At 39.9% G+C, this 15,107-nt stretch carries 13 protein-coding genes and 2 tRNA genes; 7 read left to right on the top strand and 8 right to left on the bottom strand.

The features are described 5' to 3' along the window. Nucleotides 1–148 precede the first annotated feature (148 nt). Both QL986_RS02240 and QL986_RS02245 read left to right on the top strand, forming a co-directional pair. Nucleotides 149–583, top strand: a complete 435-nt coding sequence (locus QL986_RS02240) for a SulA-like leucine-rich domain-containing protein (RefSeq protein ID WP_028835043.1) — start codon at nt 149–151, stop codon at nt 581–583. Nucleotides 584–622: 39 nt separating this feature from the next. Then, complete coding sequence (locus QL986_RS02245) at nt 623–1,099, top strand: YchJ family protein (RefSeq protein ID WP_008113039.1); 477 nt, start codon at nt 623–625, stop codon at nt 1,097–1,099. 67 nt (nt 1,100–1,166) lie between these two features. On the opposite strand, the gene QL986_RS02250 is transcribed toward QL986_RS02245, so the two are convergent. Beyond that, on the bottom strand, nt 1,167–1,469 hold the full coding sequence (locus QL986_RS02250) for a DUF6172 family protein (RefSeq protein ID WP_290191076.1): 303 nt from the start codon (nt 1,467–1,469) through the stop codon (nt 1,167–1,169). Nucleotides 1,470–1,681: 212 nt separating this feature from the next. Beyond that, nucleotides 1,682–2,209 (bottom strand): VC2046/SO_2500 family protein, encoded by a 528-nt coding sequence (locus QL986_RS02255; protein WP_290191077.1) that lies wholly within the window; start codon nt 2,207–2,209, stop codon nt 1,682–1,684. A 112-nt stretch (nt 2,210–2,321) separates the two neighbouring features. On the opposite strand from QL986_RS02255, the gene QL986_RS02260 reads away from it, so the two are divergent. Further along, nucleotides 2,322–2,406, top strand: a tRNA-Tyr gene (locus QL986_RS02260). Between the two features lie 49 nt (nt 2,407–2,455). Beyond that, nucleotides 2,456–2,540: transfer RNA gene (locus QL986_RS02265), tRNA-Tyr, on the top strand. Between the two features lie 25 nt (nt 2,541–2,565). On the opposite strand, the gene QL986_RS02270 is transcribed toward QL986_RS02265, so the two are convergent. Further along, nucleotides 2,566–3,258: a SprT family zinc-dependent metalloprotease gene (locus QL986_RS02270; protein ID WP_013465231.1), complete on the bottom strand. Its 693-nt coding sequence runs from the start codon at nt 3,256–3,258 to the stop codon at nt 2,566–2,568. 245 nt (nt 3,259–3,503) lie between these two features. Here QL986_RS02270 and QL986_RS02275 point away from each other — a divergent pair, with 245 nt between their 5' ends. After that, nucleotides 3,504–6,815: a PAS domain S-box protein gene (locus QL986_RS02275; RefSeq protein ID WP_290191078.1), complete on the top strand. Its 3,312-nt coding sequence runs from the start codon at nt 3,504–3,506 to the stop codon at nt 6,813–6,815. Nucleotides 6,816–6,832: 17 nt separating this feature from the next. Next, the gene (locus tag QL986_RS02280; RefSeq protein ID WP_290191079.1) at nt 6,833–7,828 is read left to right on the top strand and encodes a two-component system response regulator; all 996 of its coding nucleotides are present in this window, start codon (nt 6,833–6,835) and stop codon (nt 7,826–7,828) included. Between the two features lie 47 nt (nt 7,829–7,875). On the opposite strand, the gene QL986_RS02285 is transcribed toward QL986_RS02280, so the two are convergent. Both QL986_RS02285 and QL986_RS02290 read right to left on the bottom strand, forming a co-directional pair. After that, on the bottom strand, nt 7,876–8,304 hold the full coding sequence (locus QL986_RS02285; protein ID WP_290191080.1) for a VOC family protein: 429 nt from the start codon (nt 8,302–8,304) through the stop codon (nt 7,876–7,878). A 4-nt stretch (nt 8,305–8,308) separates the two neighbouring features. After that, nucleotides 8,309–8,965, bottom strand: a complete 657-nt coding sequence (locus QL986_RS02290) for an HD domain-containing protein (protein WP_290191081.1) — start codon at nt 8,963–8,965, stop codon at nt 8,309–8,311. Nucleotides 8,966–9,104: 139 nt separating this feature from the next. Here QL986_RS02290 and QL986_RS02295 point away from each other — a divergent pair, with 139 nt between their 5' ends. Continuing rightward, nucleotides 9,105–10,295: a class I SAM-dependent methyltransferase gene (locus tag QL986_RS02295; RefSeq protein ID WP_290191082.1), complete on the top strand. Its 1,191-nt coding sequence runs from the start codon at nt 9,105–9,107 to the stop codon at nt 10,293–10,295. A 9-nt stretch (nt 10,296–10,304) separates the two neighbouring features. Here the strand turns inward: QL986_RS02295 and QL986_RS02300 are convergent, their stop codons facing one another. The 3 genes from QL986_RS02300 to hrpA all read right to left on the bottom strand — a co-directional run bounded on the left by QL986_RS02300 (nt 10,305) and on the right by hrpA (nt 15,104). Beyond that, nucleotides 10,305–10,601 carry a PilZ domain-containing protein gene (locus QL986_RS02300; RefSeq protein WP_013465237.1) on the bottom strand — a complete coding sequence of 99 codons (297 nt, stop codon included), beginning with the start codon at nt 10,599–10,601 and terminating at the stop codon, nt 10,305–10,307. Nucleotides 10,602–10,609: 8 nt separating this feature from the next. Beyond that, entirely contained in the window at nt 10,610–10,990 is a 381-nt protein-coding gene (locus QL986_RS02305) for a response regulator (protein WP_013465238.1), read from the bottom strand. A gap of 226 nt (nt 10,991–11,216) precedes the next feature. Next, nucleotides 11,217–15,104, bottom strand: a complete 3,888-nt coding sequence (gene hrpA / locus QL986_RS02310) for an ATP-dependent RNA helicase HrpA (RefSeq protein WP_174818632.1) — start codon at nt 15,102–15,104, stop codon at nt 11,217–11,219. Nucleotides 15,105–15,107: the final 3 nt, after the last annotated feature.

Below are 15,107 nucleotides of genomic sequence, written 5' to 3' on the forward strand. Positions count from 1 at the left end.
TATATATAGATTATTTATATATTTATAGTAACTGTCGCGTTTTAAGATGAATAACTGTACAAAAAAATAGCAAAAAACACTTGCACCAAACAACTGTATAAACTACTGTATGAATGTACTGTATAAAAACCCAGTGAGTGAGAAGATTATGTTACAGCCAATTACCGTAAGAACAGTTAAAAGCTACCAGCAAGATGACCAATCAGATTGTGTTAACGTTGTACAAATTGAAGATGAAATTTCAGCAACGTTTGAGTTATTAAAAGTATTACACCAATACAACAGCCTAAACGCATGGACACTGTTAATAGCACCCGATAACGTACCGAGCAAAGCGCTACTTGATTCATGCTCAATTGATACCAGTAAATTACTGGTTATTCGTCAAAAGCATTTAGTTAATTTAGAGTATGTTTTAAGTTCTGCACTTCACAATGGAAATTTTGCCGCGGTGATCACCTGGACTGACATAATAAATAACCAACAACTGTCGCAGTTATCATTAAACTTGAGCCATACGCGCACTAAGTTGTATTGCTTTAGCAAAAAAAGCGCTCACCCTGAGATTTCACTTACGCAATAAGCTTGATAAACTAGCGTTTTAATACACAGTACATTTATCATGACTTCTAACGCCCTATTATGTTTTTGTGGCAGTCAGCAACCTTATGCTGATTGCTGCGAGCCTTTTCATTTAAAAACCAAACAGCCACACACACCAGAGCAACTTATGCGTGCACGCTACAGTGCTTATGCTGTTAAAAACGCGGTTTTTGTTCGTGAAAGTTATGCAAAAGAAAAACAAGCTGAAAATTCAATTTCAGAAATTAAAGATTTTGCAAATAGTTGCCGTTTTATAAACTTAACCGTATTAGACTCTGGTTATAATGATGAAACAGGATTTGTTACATTTAAAGCTCACTACTTTTATCAAGATTTATATTGCCAGTTGGCAGAAAATTCAAGGTTTATTAAAGAAGATGGGCAATGGCGATACCTTGATGGTGAGATTACACCGGTTGCCGATATTAAAGTAAAACGCAATGATACGTGCCCTTGTGGCAGTAATAAAAAATACAAAAAATGTCATAGTGTATAAATAACAGCTACAAAAAATGGGCCACAAGGCCCATTTTCAAAAACTACACTAAACGCAAATTAGCGTTTTATTCGCCATCATCTTCATCGAAATCTTGACGCTGTGCAGGTCTTGCTAAAATCTCTAAGTAAAAAGAAGTTAAACCTTGCTTTTCAATTTCACTGATGTGATTGTTAATTTCAGCAACGTGAACCACTTGCGCTTCTTCAGCCGTGTTACCAAACTTACAATCAAATGCCCAGTAGTCGGCATCAATAGGTAAAGTTTTATTACGTTCTCTTTTCAAATATTTTTTCACTTCATGCTTTGCAGCATCAACCATACGAGGGTATTTGATTTTCTCATGATTCAGCGTGAATGTTTTCTTCATTACGTTCCTAATTACCTTGGTTTAATGATAATGGCATTTAATGTCATACCATTTGCGCCATTATAGCAATTGCATTTAAATTTTGGATGCTTTTTTTATATTAAATCAGTTATTAAAATAAAGCACTTATAAAACCAATAGTTACTTTCTATTATAAACACAGTTTATTACAATCAAATGGCATGTATAAAGCAGCAATTGAACACATATAATTAGGCACTAAACAAATGTAATGGCTGGTGGATAGCTTCATTTTGTAAATCATCATAAAATGCCACCGCATCCATTTGAGGGTTTGATAGCTCGATGTTGGTATTTTGAATTCGTCGACGTACCGCTAATTCACAGTTATCAATGACAGTCAATGGAATGTGGTTTTTATCATCACGAATATTAAATGGCTCAGGCTTTAAGCACTGAGTTAACTTTATATCACTCATCCCTACAGCGCTTCCCATTTTTGCTAAAAGCTCTGTGTTATTTTTACCAATTAACATATTAAAGGTATCTGGCGCTAATGGCTGCTTTGGACCTGCGCCAAATTGTTTACGCAGAGCATCTTCATCGGCATGATAATGCTTAGTGTCACTTTTGGGTAGGTGGAATTCACTAAAATCGAGTGCATCGTGAGAGAGCATTGCTAATAAAAGTGCAAACTCGCCTCGGCGGTTTTCGTGCACACTTTCGTTAAGCCTTGTTTTTAACTGGCTCTCCGTGATTAACAAATCACCAATCTGCATAGACTTTAGCCTATTTAACTAATTAATAAGTATTTATCGGCTAAATTTGAATTTTCTTTAGCTTTTTTCTTTACTTAAATAAGAAGTTTGCTATTATCTGCGGCGTTGCATTGGAGGGGTTCCCGAGCGGCCAAAGGGATCAGACTGTAAATCTGACGGCTCAGCCTTCGCTGGTTCGAATCCAGCTCCCTCCACCACTTTTCTTAGGCTAAGTTAAGTGGGGCAAAATGCAATAACAATTAGTGTGGAGGGGTTCCCGAGCGGCCAAAGGGATCAGACTGTAAATCTGACGGCTCAGCCTTCGCTGGTTCGAATCCAGCTCCCTCCACCACTTCTCTTCTCTACCTTATTTCTTTTTATTCAAATACCCACTGTAAACTCATACCATGATTGTTTAACCAGTTACTTGCTTGTTTATAATCTGAATAAAATAATCCCACACGTTGCCAAAATTGAGCGCTGTGATTTAAATATTTTAAATGTGCTAATTCATGAACAATCACGTAGTCAATGACCCATGTCGGTGCACTTGCCAAGTGTAAGTTGAAGGTTAGTTCACGCCTACGATTACAACTACCCCAGCGACGCTTATACAATTGAATACGAATATTACTCGGTAGCTTTTCACCCATCAGCTGACAATAATCATTAACTCGCATTTCAATATAACTTTCTAATTTCTCATGCAAAAACTGCTCTAGCAAACTTTGATACATTTGCGTTTGATGCTTTACACGTGAAGAAATACTCAGTAACAGCGTTTGGCTTTCATTGTGCTGCTGCCATTGAGTGCGTGCTGCGTTTTCAAATTGCACATTAACAGCTTCATTAAATAATTTAATACTCTGGGTTTTGAGTGGAAACTGTCGTGTATCGGCTTGAATTTGTTGCTTATGTAACTGAGCATCAATCCAGTCCTGTTTACTTAACAGCCATTCATTAATTTGTGTTTTCGTTACAAAATGGGGCGCATATACCGTAAGCTCACGTTGTGCGACTTTGATAGCCACTGTTTTTCTTCGCTTACTACGCTTTAAAGTGTAATCCAACAATGAATGCTGCCTATTTATAATTAACCACTGGGTTTTATTTTACCTTGTACCATAACGGCTGATCTATAAATAATCCCCACTAAATGCCATTTTAATAACAATGCATTTAGTGCTACTCAATTAATAGTATGGTTTAGAGCTTAAAACACTTACGTTGCTTTTGTAATTTATAACTCAATACCTTGTGATTATTATTGTATTTTATATTAGACTGAATTTAAGAGTTATTATGTGAATGATTGATGTTAGCTAATTTTTTTATAAACGAACCAGATCCAAGCCTAATTATTAATGGTGTATACGACCCAAGTTTAGTGACACTATCTATACTCACCGCAATTTTTGCAGCTTATTTTTCTTTGCACGTTATCGATTTAGCAAATAATACACATTTTAAATCTTATCGAAAGTTAGCCAATATAACCGCAGCCTTAGTCCTTGCCGGAGGGGTCTGGAGCATGCACTTTATTGCTATGCTCGCATTTTCTTTGTGCACTACAATTGAATACGACCCCACACTCACTTTTGTGTCGTTTATACCGGCGTTACTGGCATGTACCATTGCTTTTTCTTGTTTGAAAACATATAGCTCTAACCCTCGTATTATCAATTTAATTCTAAGCTCTCTTTTATTTGGCGCGGGTGTTGGCACCATGCATTACAGCGGTATGGCAGCGATGCAATTAAGTCCTTTACTTCGTTATGATCCAATATGGTTTGGCGCTTCAATTGTTGTTGCAGTGCTGCTGTCTTTTATAAGTCTCTATGCACGTTTTCATTTACCAGCACACTTTAAAAAATTAACGCCTGTGCATAATCGTATTATTTGCGCCCTTATTCTTGGCCTTGCCGTGGCTGGTATGCATTATATGGGCATGGCTGCTACGCGATTTATTGCAACAAGCCCGATAATTAACGAGCAAACAAACCAATCACATCTAACCTTTATTGCTATTAGTGTGTCGTTCGCCACGCTTTTATTAACAGCGGTGGTTGTGATCATCAATGGCATGATCCGTTACAGAATGCTGTTAGGGAAAAAATCAGCTGAAGAGTCTCGCCTTGATGCTATTTTATCAACTGCCATTGACGGCATCGTTACTATCAATATTAAAGGCACTATTTTGAGCTTTAATAAAGCCTCAGAAACAATTTTTGGCTGGCAAGATAATGAGGTTATTGGCCAGAATGTAAAAATATTAATGGCTGATGATATTGCTAATCAACACGATGCTTTTTTAAAAAATACAACAAACCATGAGGTAAAACGTGTTATTGGTGTTAATCGCGATGTGTGGGCAAAACATAAAAATGGTCATCAATTTCCAATTCGCTTAGGGATTGGTGAAGTAAAGCAATTACAAACTGAAACATTGTTTGTGGGCTTTATTACCGATTTAACTGAGCAAAGAGCGTTACAACAAAGCTTAATTGAAAAAGAGCGACAATACCGTACCTTGATGAACAATATGCCCGGTGTGGTATTTCGCTGCTTGTTAGATGAACACTGGAGTATGTTGTTTATCAGCCCTAGCGTCTATGAACTGACGGGTTATCGCGCTGAAGAATTTACTGAGCAGCGTATTACCTTTGCCGAGCTTATTGTTAAAGAAGATGAAGCGGCGATTTCTTTAGCGATTGATCAAGCAGTTGCATCGACCAGTCAATACTCAATTGAGTACCGCATTCGCCATCGCAACGGCAATATTATTTGGGTACTCGATCAAGCAAGTATTATCACTAACTCTAAAGATGATACACGCTGGGTTGATGGCGTTTTAGTTGATATAACCAAGCGCCATGAATATGAGCAAAGCTTAAAGCAAGCTAAATACGAGGCTGAAGCAGCCGCGCAAGCTAAACAGTCTTTTATGGCAAATATGAGCCATGAGATACGTACCCCCATGAATGCAATTATTGGCTTTAGTGATATTTTAATGGATAGTCCGCTTAATAAAGAACAACAAAAACAAATTATTACCGTTAATAACGCTGCGCGTTCTTTATTGCATTTACTCAACGATATCCTTGACTCAGCAAAGCTAGAGAAAGGTAAACTCGAAATTCAAAAAGTACATTTTAACTTGCAAGAATTGCTCGATAATATTGTGTCGACATTTTGGCTTGATGCAAAACGAAAAGACTTACAGCTCATTTTAAAAATAGCTGACAATATAAATCCATTTTATTTTGGTGATGATACGCGTTTACGCCAAGTGCTAACCAATTTAATCGGCAATGCGATAAAGTTTACTGAGCAAGGCCATGTTACTGTTTCGGTTACTCATAAACCCAATCAACCCATTTTATTTGAAGTACAAGATAGTGGTATAGGTATCGAAAAAGGTCGCCTTGAGGCTATTTTTAAACCCTTTGAGCAAGCAGATGGCACCACAACACGCCGATTTGGTGGCACAGGGCTTGGCACAACAATTAGTAAGCAGCTGGTTGAATTAATGGGCGGCAAAATATATGCACAAAGTACCCTTGGTCAAGGTAGCTGTTTTTCCTTTACTGTTGGGCTTGAGCCAGGCGAAAAAAGTCAGGTGCAAGCCATTAGTAAAAACGCATTTAACTTACCCCCATTAAAAATCTTAGTGGTGGATGATATTGAACAAAATATCGAACTACTCACTATTATGCTTTCCCAAGCAGGCCATCAGGTAAGTAAAGCAAATAATGGTTTTGAGGCCATTGACATGTTTAATCAGCATCGCTTTGATATTATCCTAATGGATATTCATATGCCTAAATGTGATGGGATCAGTGCCACAGCATCAATTCGCTCTTTAGAGCAGCAAAAACAACTAAAGCACACGCCAATAATTGCCTTAACGGCCAGTGTGCTACAGCAAGATAAGCTAACAGCCAAACAAGCGGGTATGAATGGTTTTACAACCAAACCCGTTGACATAAACCAACTCAACCAAGAAATAGCACGGGTGCTTGGGCTTGCTATCAGCCAGTTAGTAACTAACGATCCAATAGATTCAAAACTTCGTATAGATTTTAGTAAAGGCGAAAAAATGTGGGGCAGCAAAGAGAAACATCTCAAAGAGGTTGTACTCTTTTTAGCTCAGCATCAAAATAGTATGCAAACCTTGGCGACCACTAAGCTAAACGATAAGCATCATGCTCATATTTTGCATAATTTAAAAGGCCTTGCCGGTAATTTAGCGCTCAATAATTTATCTTACTTAATTGCGCAAGCTGAAAAACAACGTGATATAGCCAGTTATACTCAGTGCATATTAAAATGTCAGCAAGAGTGGCAGCAGCTAGCAGATGAATTATCACACTTACACATTGCTTTTAAAGAGAATGAATTACAAAAAGAAACCGTGTCAGATGCTGAATTTATTCACCAATTAACGCTTTTACTCAGCCAAGCTAAACGAGCAGAGTTGGATGATACGTTATTAAGTTATATTGTAAGAATAACACCCGAACAACACAAAGTTGCTATTTTAAATATTTATGAGCAGTTTAATGACTTTGAATTTGATAATGCACAAACACAGCTCAACGCATTATTAACAACACTCAATAACTAGCTCTTCTGAGGATACCGATGGATCAATCGATAAGTCAGGCGCGAATATTAATCGTCGATGATGAACCTGCAAATTTAAAAGTAATGCGCGAGGTCTTAGCGAGTAACTACCGTTTATCGTTTGCTAAATCGGGGGCTGTGGCACTGCAATTAATAGAAAACGATCCGCCAAAACTCATTTTACTTGATGTAATGATGCCAGATATGAATGGCTTTGAAGTGTGCAAAATTTTAAAAGCTAATCCTAAAACCGCACACATTCCGGTCATTTTTGTCACCGCCCTCACGCAAGAACAAGATGAATCGGAAGGGTTTTCGCTAGGTGCGGTTGACTATATAACCAAACCTATTAGCCCTGCGATTGTAAAGGCAAGGGTAAAAACTCATCTTTCTTTAGTACAAGCCGAGCAACTAAAACAAGCACATGTAGATTTAGTTGAGCGATTGGGTCGCGCGGCAGAGTATAAAGATACCGATACGGGTGAGCATATTGCACGAATGAGCCAATACAGCAAAGTACTTGCTTTAGCGTTGGGAATGAATGAACAACACGCAGAATTATTACGTCAAGCTGCGCCAATGCACGATGTCGGAAAAATAGGTATTCCTGATTCGATACTGTTAAAACCTGGCAAATTAACCCCCGACGAATTTGCACACATGAAAGAGCATGCCGCTATAGGGGCTAAAATATTGGCTAACTCACCTTCCCCCTTACTGCAACTTGCCCATGTGTTGGCTATTGAACATCATGAAAAATGGGATGGCACAGGTTATCCTAATGGGTTAAAAGGCGAGGAAATCTCCATTGAGGGGCGGATTGTAGCGATTGCTGATGTATTTGATGCACTTACATCAAAACGTCCTTATAAAGAGCCGTGGAGCATTGAGCAAACACTAGAGCATATGCAACAACAAGCAGGAAAACACTTTGACCCTCATCTGGTTGATCTTTTTATTAGCAAAATAGACGCTATTTTAGCGATAAAAAAGGCTCATCAAGAACGCGATTAAATCGTCTCTTTTTTGAATAAATATTACTACGCAAAGTTCAACAGGACCTAGCCCCTTTTGGCATTGTGAGAGCCTAACGCTACAGCTGGAAAATGCTGTTTTATAATGCGGTAGTCATGGGAAGTGATCTCATGGCTATTGCCACTGTTATCTTTAAAATACATAGAAAAAGTCACGCCATGATCAGCCAGTATCGTTTTAATTCCAAGCTGCTCAAAATGTGCTAACCACGCAATAAATTGCTCACCGGCTGCAGCAAAAGCAATTCCTTTGCTTGTCCCTGGTGCCTCAAATAAAGCTAAACGTGTGGATGCGTTTTCATCTTCAAGCGTTAAAGGGCCTTTGCCTTCTTCATTCCAAAATGCTAATTCCTCTACTACGGTAAAACCAAGCACCTTTTCATACCAATCAACGGCTTGGGTGAGGCTCTGAACATTTAAATGACAATGATCAATACCGCTCAATTTTGGCCTCACTGTCTTACCCTCCAATTTCAGATTTTAACTGCTCTAAAAAATCATACATATAATCTGTTCTTCTAAGTGCTTCAGCTTTAGCTGAAGGTGTATTCATACTTTTTGCAATATGCAGCAACTTTATAAAAAAATGATCTAAGGTGTACTGTTTATCATCAGGTTCACGCTCTAAACAAAATGGATCATTAGGATTGTACAAAAGTCGGCTTATTGAGCCCCCCACTTTCATACAACGACTAACACCAATAGCCCCTAAAGCATCCATTCTGTCAGCATCTTGTACAATCTGTGCTTCAACGGTTTTAATAGCAATATTGGCGCTAAAACTATGCGCGGCAATAGCATGGTGAATATCATCAAATAGCGCTTCATCATAGCCAATAGACGCTAAAAAACTAATCGCTTTATCGGCAGCCATCGTTGAAGCTTTTGCCCTATCGTGATGGTTTTTTGCTACGGCCACACAATCATGTAACCACGCAGCAGGTAAAACAACATTCATATTGGCTTTTTCAGCAGTGCATAATTTAACTGCAACACGTACTACCCGTTCAATATGGGTAATATCATGGGCTACATCAGCATGGATAAGCGCTGTTATAAATTCTCTGCATTGCTGATTAAGTTGCTTTAATGAAGGGCTAAGGGCTAAATTGTTCACCGAGCTTCCAAAAATCTATTTAAACGAGGTAATATCCCCTACTTTAACGCGATTTATAAGGCCCTTGCAAAACATTCATTGTATGTTGCGCTTGGCTTGACTAAAATACAGCGCTTATTTATTACTACAGAGAAGCCCTATGTCATCTGCCGTTTACCTGCAAGCTGGTCGCGATAAATCATTAAAAAGAAAACACCCTTGGTTATTTTCTAAAGCCATCAAAAAAATTAAAGGTAAACCTGGATTAGGTGAGACGGTAACCATACACGACAGTGAAGGTAAGTTTTTAGCCACCGCGGCTTACAGCCCGCATTCACAAATTCGCGCGCGTGTTTGGAGCTTTGATGAAAAAGAAGTCATAGATCAACATTTTTTCGAGCGTCGCCTACGTCGTGCTTTAGAGGCGCGTAGTCATGCGATTGAAGAAGGTGGACTGACCGGCTTTAGATTATGTGCAGCAGAATCAGATTATTTACCGGGTGTTACCATAGATAAATTTGATAACACCTTGGTTTGTCAGTTACTCAGTGCCGGTGCTGAGCGCCACAAAGGTGAAATTGTTGGTGCATTAATGGCTATTTTCCCAGGCTCTAATATTTATGAGCGCTCAGATGTAGATGTGCGCACTAAAGAAGGCTTGGAGCCAATTAAAGGAGTGCTTTGGGGTAATGAACCCACAGCGCCAGTTATCATTGAAGAAAATGGTTTAAAAATTGAAGTTGATATTCTTGAAGGCCATAAAACCGGCTTTTATTTAGATCAACGTGATAGCCGTGCTGCGCTGGAGCGTTTTTCAAAAGATAAAACCGTATTAAATTGCTTTAGTTATACGGGGACGTTTTCTCTTTATGCCCTGCGTGGTGGCTGTAAGCATGTAACCAATGTCGATGTTTCACAACCAGCTCTTGATACAGCAAAGCGCAATGTTGAACATAACAACCTTGATTTAAATAAAGTCGACTTTGTAAAACAAGATGTATTTAAGTTATTGCGCCAATACCGTGAAGACGGCGTGATGTTTGATACGATTGTGATGGATCCGCCTAAATTTGCTGATAATAAAGCGCAGTTAACTGGGGCGTGTCGGGGTTACAAAGATATTAATATGATTGCGATGCAAATATTAAAACCAGGCGGCACACTGCTTACTTTCTCATGCTCTGGTTTAATGGAACAAAATTTGTTTCAAAAAGTGGTTGCAGATGCAGCACTTGATGCAGGTAAAGATTTGCTGATCATGGAGCGCTTAAATCAAGCAGCTGACCACCCTATTGCGGGCAGCTACCCTGAAGGCTTTTATCTTAAAGGCCTTATTTGTAAGGTTTACTAAACACTAATTTTAGTTAAACTCAATAATTTCTAGCCCTGCGGTTATCGTGCCATCCTCTTCTGTGCTGGCACGTATCACCTTTGCAGTGGCTTTTAACGGTGCAATGCTTGGATGGGTTGATGCAATATCAACCGATAAAATTGAGTTAAGCTCTAATAAATCATCGAGCTGCAAGGAGAGCCCTGTTGCACTTAAGTCAAGGCAGGTGCCTGTGTAACTTAGTCCTGCGACGGGCTCAATCGAGGTTAACTTAGCGGGTGTGTTAACCTGCATACGTCTGTAGTTTCGCTTATCTTCAGTAAACATAATTCCCTCTACACAATATTATTAATTTTTTCTCGTAGTACGGCGATAGAAAAAGGTTTTACAACGTAAGCATCACACCCTGAGTCAAAGCCTGCTTGTTGCTCAAGCTCTGACTCAAGTCCTGATATCATCACCACCGGAATGTGTTTTGTCTCTGGCGTATGTTTAAGTATGCGACAGGTATCATAACCATCAAGCCCCGGCATACATACATCAAGCAAAATAATATCAGGCGGATTAGCAATGGCAGATGCTAAACAACTTTTACCAGAATCAGCATAGCTTAAATCAAATGTTGATGCTAACCCTGCTTTGAGTATTTCAAAATTGAAATACTCATCATCAACCACTAACAATTGTCGCGCTTGGTGTTTTAGTAATGAGGACATAGCAATGTCATTTCCTTCTCAAGTTAGTCCCTTAGGGTCTGTTGACCGTTCAAGGTTGAATTTGCAGTAGCCTGTTTGGTATTTAGGCAAGGCAGAGCCTATGTGGTGTGGTTTTTACTTAGCCCACTAGGTTACAAACCTCGCGCCGTGATTAAAACGCCCTTAGTTTGAACGAATTTCAATCAGCAAAGGTCAACAGACCCTAGCTTAATAGCGAATAAAGGGATTATTCAATTTCTTTTATCGCATTTAACACACGTTTCGCTGAAATTGGATAAGGTGTACCTAAGGTTTGCGCAAATAAGGATACGCGTAATTCTTGCTGCATCCAAAAAATAGCCTCAACATCGTCAGGCAATGGCATTCCTTTAGGGGTTTTATTCGTCAGTTTTTTATATTCTTGCGCCACTTTTTCAAGCTCTAGCACACATAATCTATCACGATTTGGGTCAACGGGTAGCTTTTCTAGTCGTTTTTGAATCGCTTTTAAGTAACGAATTAAATCGCCGAGCTTATCCGCCCCATGCTGGCTCACAAAACCTTTAAAAATAAGCGATTCTAACTGAGATTTAATATCGCCATGGGCAGTGATCATGGTTAAATCTACTCGCCCTTTCATTTTTTTATGCAGCGCATGAGCAATACTCAGTACTTGCTCTACTTGGGTTGCAATTGCTACTACGGTGTCGCCTAATTCGCCGCGAATATGCTCTTTAACCGCTTCAAATGCATCACTTGTACGAATATCACCATATTTAACTAATAGGCTATCAACACCCGATGCAATGCAGTCATCTATTAAATCGGCAATTTTACCAAAAGGATTAAAGTACAACCCTAGCTTAGCCTTGTTTGGTAAATTTTGCTGCAGGTATTTAATGGGTGATGGCACGTTTAATAACACTAAACGACGCAACCCCTGCTGGTGCGCTAATTGCGCTTTAATTTCGTTATCGAATAACTCCACTGCCGCCGTTGATTTTTTATCCACCAGCGCAGGGTACGCTTTAATTTCGTACTGACCTTGCTTTTTCACATAGGATGTTGGTAACTCTCCAAAATCCCACTGCGTTAAATCGGTTTTTTCTATGCCTTTGTCGGCGACTTTAGATAAGGTGTCGGTGACCTTGCCTTGTAGCTGCGCTTTAAGTTTAGCTAAATCGAGTCCACGTGCCAGTAGCTTGTCGTGTTCATCGCGCACTTCAAATTGTAGCCTTAAATGCGGAGCAAGCGCAGTTAAATCCCACGCCTCAGGGTCTACACGGACGCCGGTCATACGTAGTAATCGATTGCTTAGCGAGTCGATTAACGAGCCTTGTAATGGCTCTATAGCCGCTAACACCGCATCGGCATAATTGGGCGCAGGAACAAAGTTACGACGCAATGACTTTGGTAATGACTTAATTAACCCACAAATTAACTCATGACGAAATGCCGGTATATGCCAATCAAAGCCACTTTCTTGCACTTGGTTTAACAGTGCAACGGGTATTTGTACGGCAACGCCATCAACCGCTTGGCCTGGATCAAAGTGATAGGTAAGCGGCAGCATCAAATTATCTTGCTGCCATGTATCTGGGTAGTCAAATTCGGTAATGCTGCTGGCGCCATGTTGCATGAGCTCTTCGCGCGTCATGTGCAGGTAGTGTTTGTCTTGTTGTTTTTGTGTTTTATACCACTTAATAAACGCAGCACGATTGTTAATATCGCTGGGTATTTTCTTCTCGTAAAACTCAAACAAGGTTTGCTCATCAACTAAAATATCGCGTCTACGAGACTTGTTTTCGAGCACTTGAATATCTTCAATTAATTCGCGGTTATACGCTAAAAATGCTTCATTTAATCCAAGCTCTTGTTCAACCAGCGCCGAGCGGATAAATAATTCGCGGCTTACTTTAGGATCAATCTTGCTATACACACACCGGCGTTTATTAACGATAAGCAGGCCGTAAAGTGTTTGTTGCTCAAAGGCAATGACTGCACCGGGCTTTTTCTCCCAGTGTGGCTCTGTATAGCTTCGTTTTACCAAATGTTGAGCAAACGGTTCTACCCAGTTCACATCTATTTTGGCATTAATACGGGCATAGAGTTTACTGGTTTCTACCAATTCAGCCGACATCATCCACTTGGGGCTCTTTTTAAACAAGCCAGATCCTGGAAAAATATGAAATTGGCTATTACGTGCGCCTTTATACAGCTGCTTTTCGTCTTTAAAACCGATATGACTGAGCATGCCACTTAACAGTGCTTTGTGAATAAGCTCGCTGTCTGCAACATTCGTGGTGGCTTTCATTTTCATTTCATTGCACACAGTGCTGATTTGATAAACGATGTCTTGCCATTCACGAATGCGCATATACGCTAAAAAATCTTTTTGACATAGCTTTCTAAACTGGCTATTGGTCAGCTCACTTTGCTGCTCTTCGAGGTAATTCCACAAGTTTAAAAAGGCGATAAAGTCAGAGTCTGGATCGTCAAAGCGACCGTGTTTTTCATTCGCTGCCTGGCGTTTTTCTTGTGGTCGTTCTCGTGGGTCTTGAATTGAGAGCGCAGCAACAATAATAATCACCTCACGCAATGCACCCAGCTTATGCGCAGTCAGCACCATTTTTGCTAAACGCGGATCCACTGGCAAACGACTCAGCTCTCGACCAGATTGCGTTAAACTGGTTTTTTGATGACGTTTAGCTTCTTTTACCGCTTGTAACTCTTCAAGCAGTGTTAAACCATCGTTAATGTTGCGGCTATCTGGGGCTTGCACAAAAGGAAATTGCGCCATATCACCCAACCCTAATGCCAGCATTTGTAAAATAACTGACGCTAAGTTAGTACGCAATATTTCAGGATCGGTAAATTCAGGACGTGATAAAAAATCGTCCTCTGAATACAAGCGAATACAAATACCCGCTTCAACACGTCCACAACGCCCCATTCGCTGATTAGCACTGGCTTGCGAAATAGGCTCTATGGGTAAACGTTGAACCTTTGTACGGTAACTGTAACGACTAATACGCGCCGTACCCGGGTCAATAACATAACGAATACCTGGCACCGTTAGCGATGTTTCAGCCACGTTGGTTGAGAGAATAATGTGGCGGCGCGAATGCGGCGCAAAAATACGATTTTGCTCAGCGTTCGATAGCCTTGAATACAAAGGTAATATATCGGTGTGTTTTAAATTGCGCTTACTTAGCGCATCGGCGGTATCGCGTATTTCTCGCTCACCGTTTAAAAAGATCAGAATATCACCGGGGCCTTCAGCGCAAAGTTCATCGACCGCATCAAAAATCCCCTGTAACTGGTCGCCTTCGGCTTCCATGTCTTCTTTTTGGATATCACTGATGGGGTTATAGCGTACATCCACAGGGAATGTCCGGCCTGATACTTCAATAATTGGCGCATCATCAAAGTGCTTAGAAAAACGTTCTGGATCAATGGTCGCTGAGGTAATAATAACTTTTAAGTCAGGACGTTTAGGAAGTAAATTTTTAAGGTAACCTAAAATAAAATCAATGTTTAAACTGCGCTCATGCGCCTCATCAATAATAATGGTGTCGTATTGATTCAAAAAACGGTCTTGTTGTATTTCAGCTAATAGAATACCGTCGGTCATCAGTTTTATATAACTGTTATTAGAAACCTGATCGCTAAAGCGAATTTTAAAACCCACTTGCTGACCAAGCTCGCATTGCATTTCTTCTGCTATACGATTGGCAACGCTACGTGCAGCTAAACGTCTAGGTTGAGTATGGCCTATATACCCATCAACCCCACGGCCTAACTCTAAACACATTTTAGGAATTTGTGTGGTTTTACCTGAGCCGGTTTCACCAGCAATGATCACCACTTGATTATTCGCAATGGCCTCTTTAATGGTGTCTTTTTTTTGACTGACCGGTAATTGCTCAGGATAAGTAACGTTAGGTAGCCCAGCTAAACGCTGCTCGCGAAGCGATTGACTGCGACTGATATCAGCCGTAATTTTTTCAAGCGCACTGGTAAGTTTTGCCTCGTCGGTAATTTTTTTTACGCCATGAAGGCGCTTTTTAAAACTGAATTGATCTTTTTTTAAGCACGTTTTTAGCTCGCCAAACAACTGACCTAGGTTTACCACCTG

It is taken from the genome of Pseudoalteromonas sp. APC 3250, from assembly GCF_030407915.1.
Taxonomy (GTDB): Bacteria; Pseudomonadota; Gammaproteobacteria; order Enterobacterales; family Alteromonadaceae; genus Pseudoalteromonas; species Pseudoalteromonas tetraodonis.

Bases quoted from the DNA above. Each gene is read 5' to 3' on its own strand.
- QL986_RS02280 (WP_290191079.1), top strand. From the start codon at position 6,833: ATGGATCAATCGATAAGTCAGGCGCGAATATTAATCGTCGATGATGAA.
- QL986_RS02240 (WP_028835043.1), top strand. From the start codon at position 149: ATGTTACAGCCAATTACCGTAAGAACAGTTAAAAGCTACCAGCAAGAT.
- QL986_RS02250 (WP_290191076.1), bottom strand. From the start codon at position 1,469: ATGAAGAAAACATTCACGCTGAATCATGAGAAAATCAAATACCCTCGT.
- QL986_RS02245 (WP_008113039.1), top strand. From the start codon at position 623: ATGACTTCTAACGCCCTATTATGTTTTTGTGGCAGTCAGCAACCTTAT.
- QL986_RS02255 (WP_290191077.1), bottom strand. From the start codon at position 2,209: ATGCAGATTGGTGATTTGTTAATCACGGAGAGCCAGTTAAAAACAAGG.
- QL986_RS02295 (WP_290191082.1), top strand. From the start codon at position 9,105: ATGTCATCTGCCGTTTACCTGCAAGCTGGTCGCGATAAATCATTAAAA.
- QL986_RS02300 (WP_013465237.1), bottom strand. From the start codon at position 10,601: ATGTTTACTGAAGATAAGCGAAACTACAGACGTATGCAGGTTAACACA.
- QL986_RS02305 (WP_013465238.1), bottom strand. From the start codon at position 10,990: ATGTCCTCATTACTAAAACACCAAGCGCGACAATTGTTAGTGGTTGAT.
- QL986_RS02275 (WP_290191078.1), top strand. From the start codon at position 3,504: ATGTTAGCTAATTTTTTTATAAACGAACCAGATCCAAGCCTAATTATT.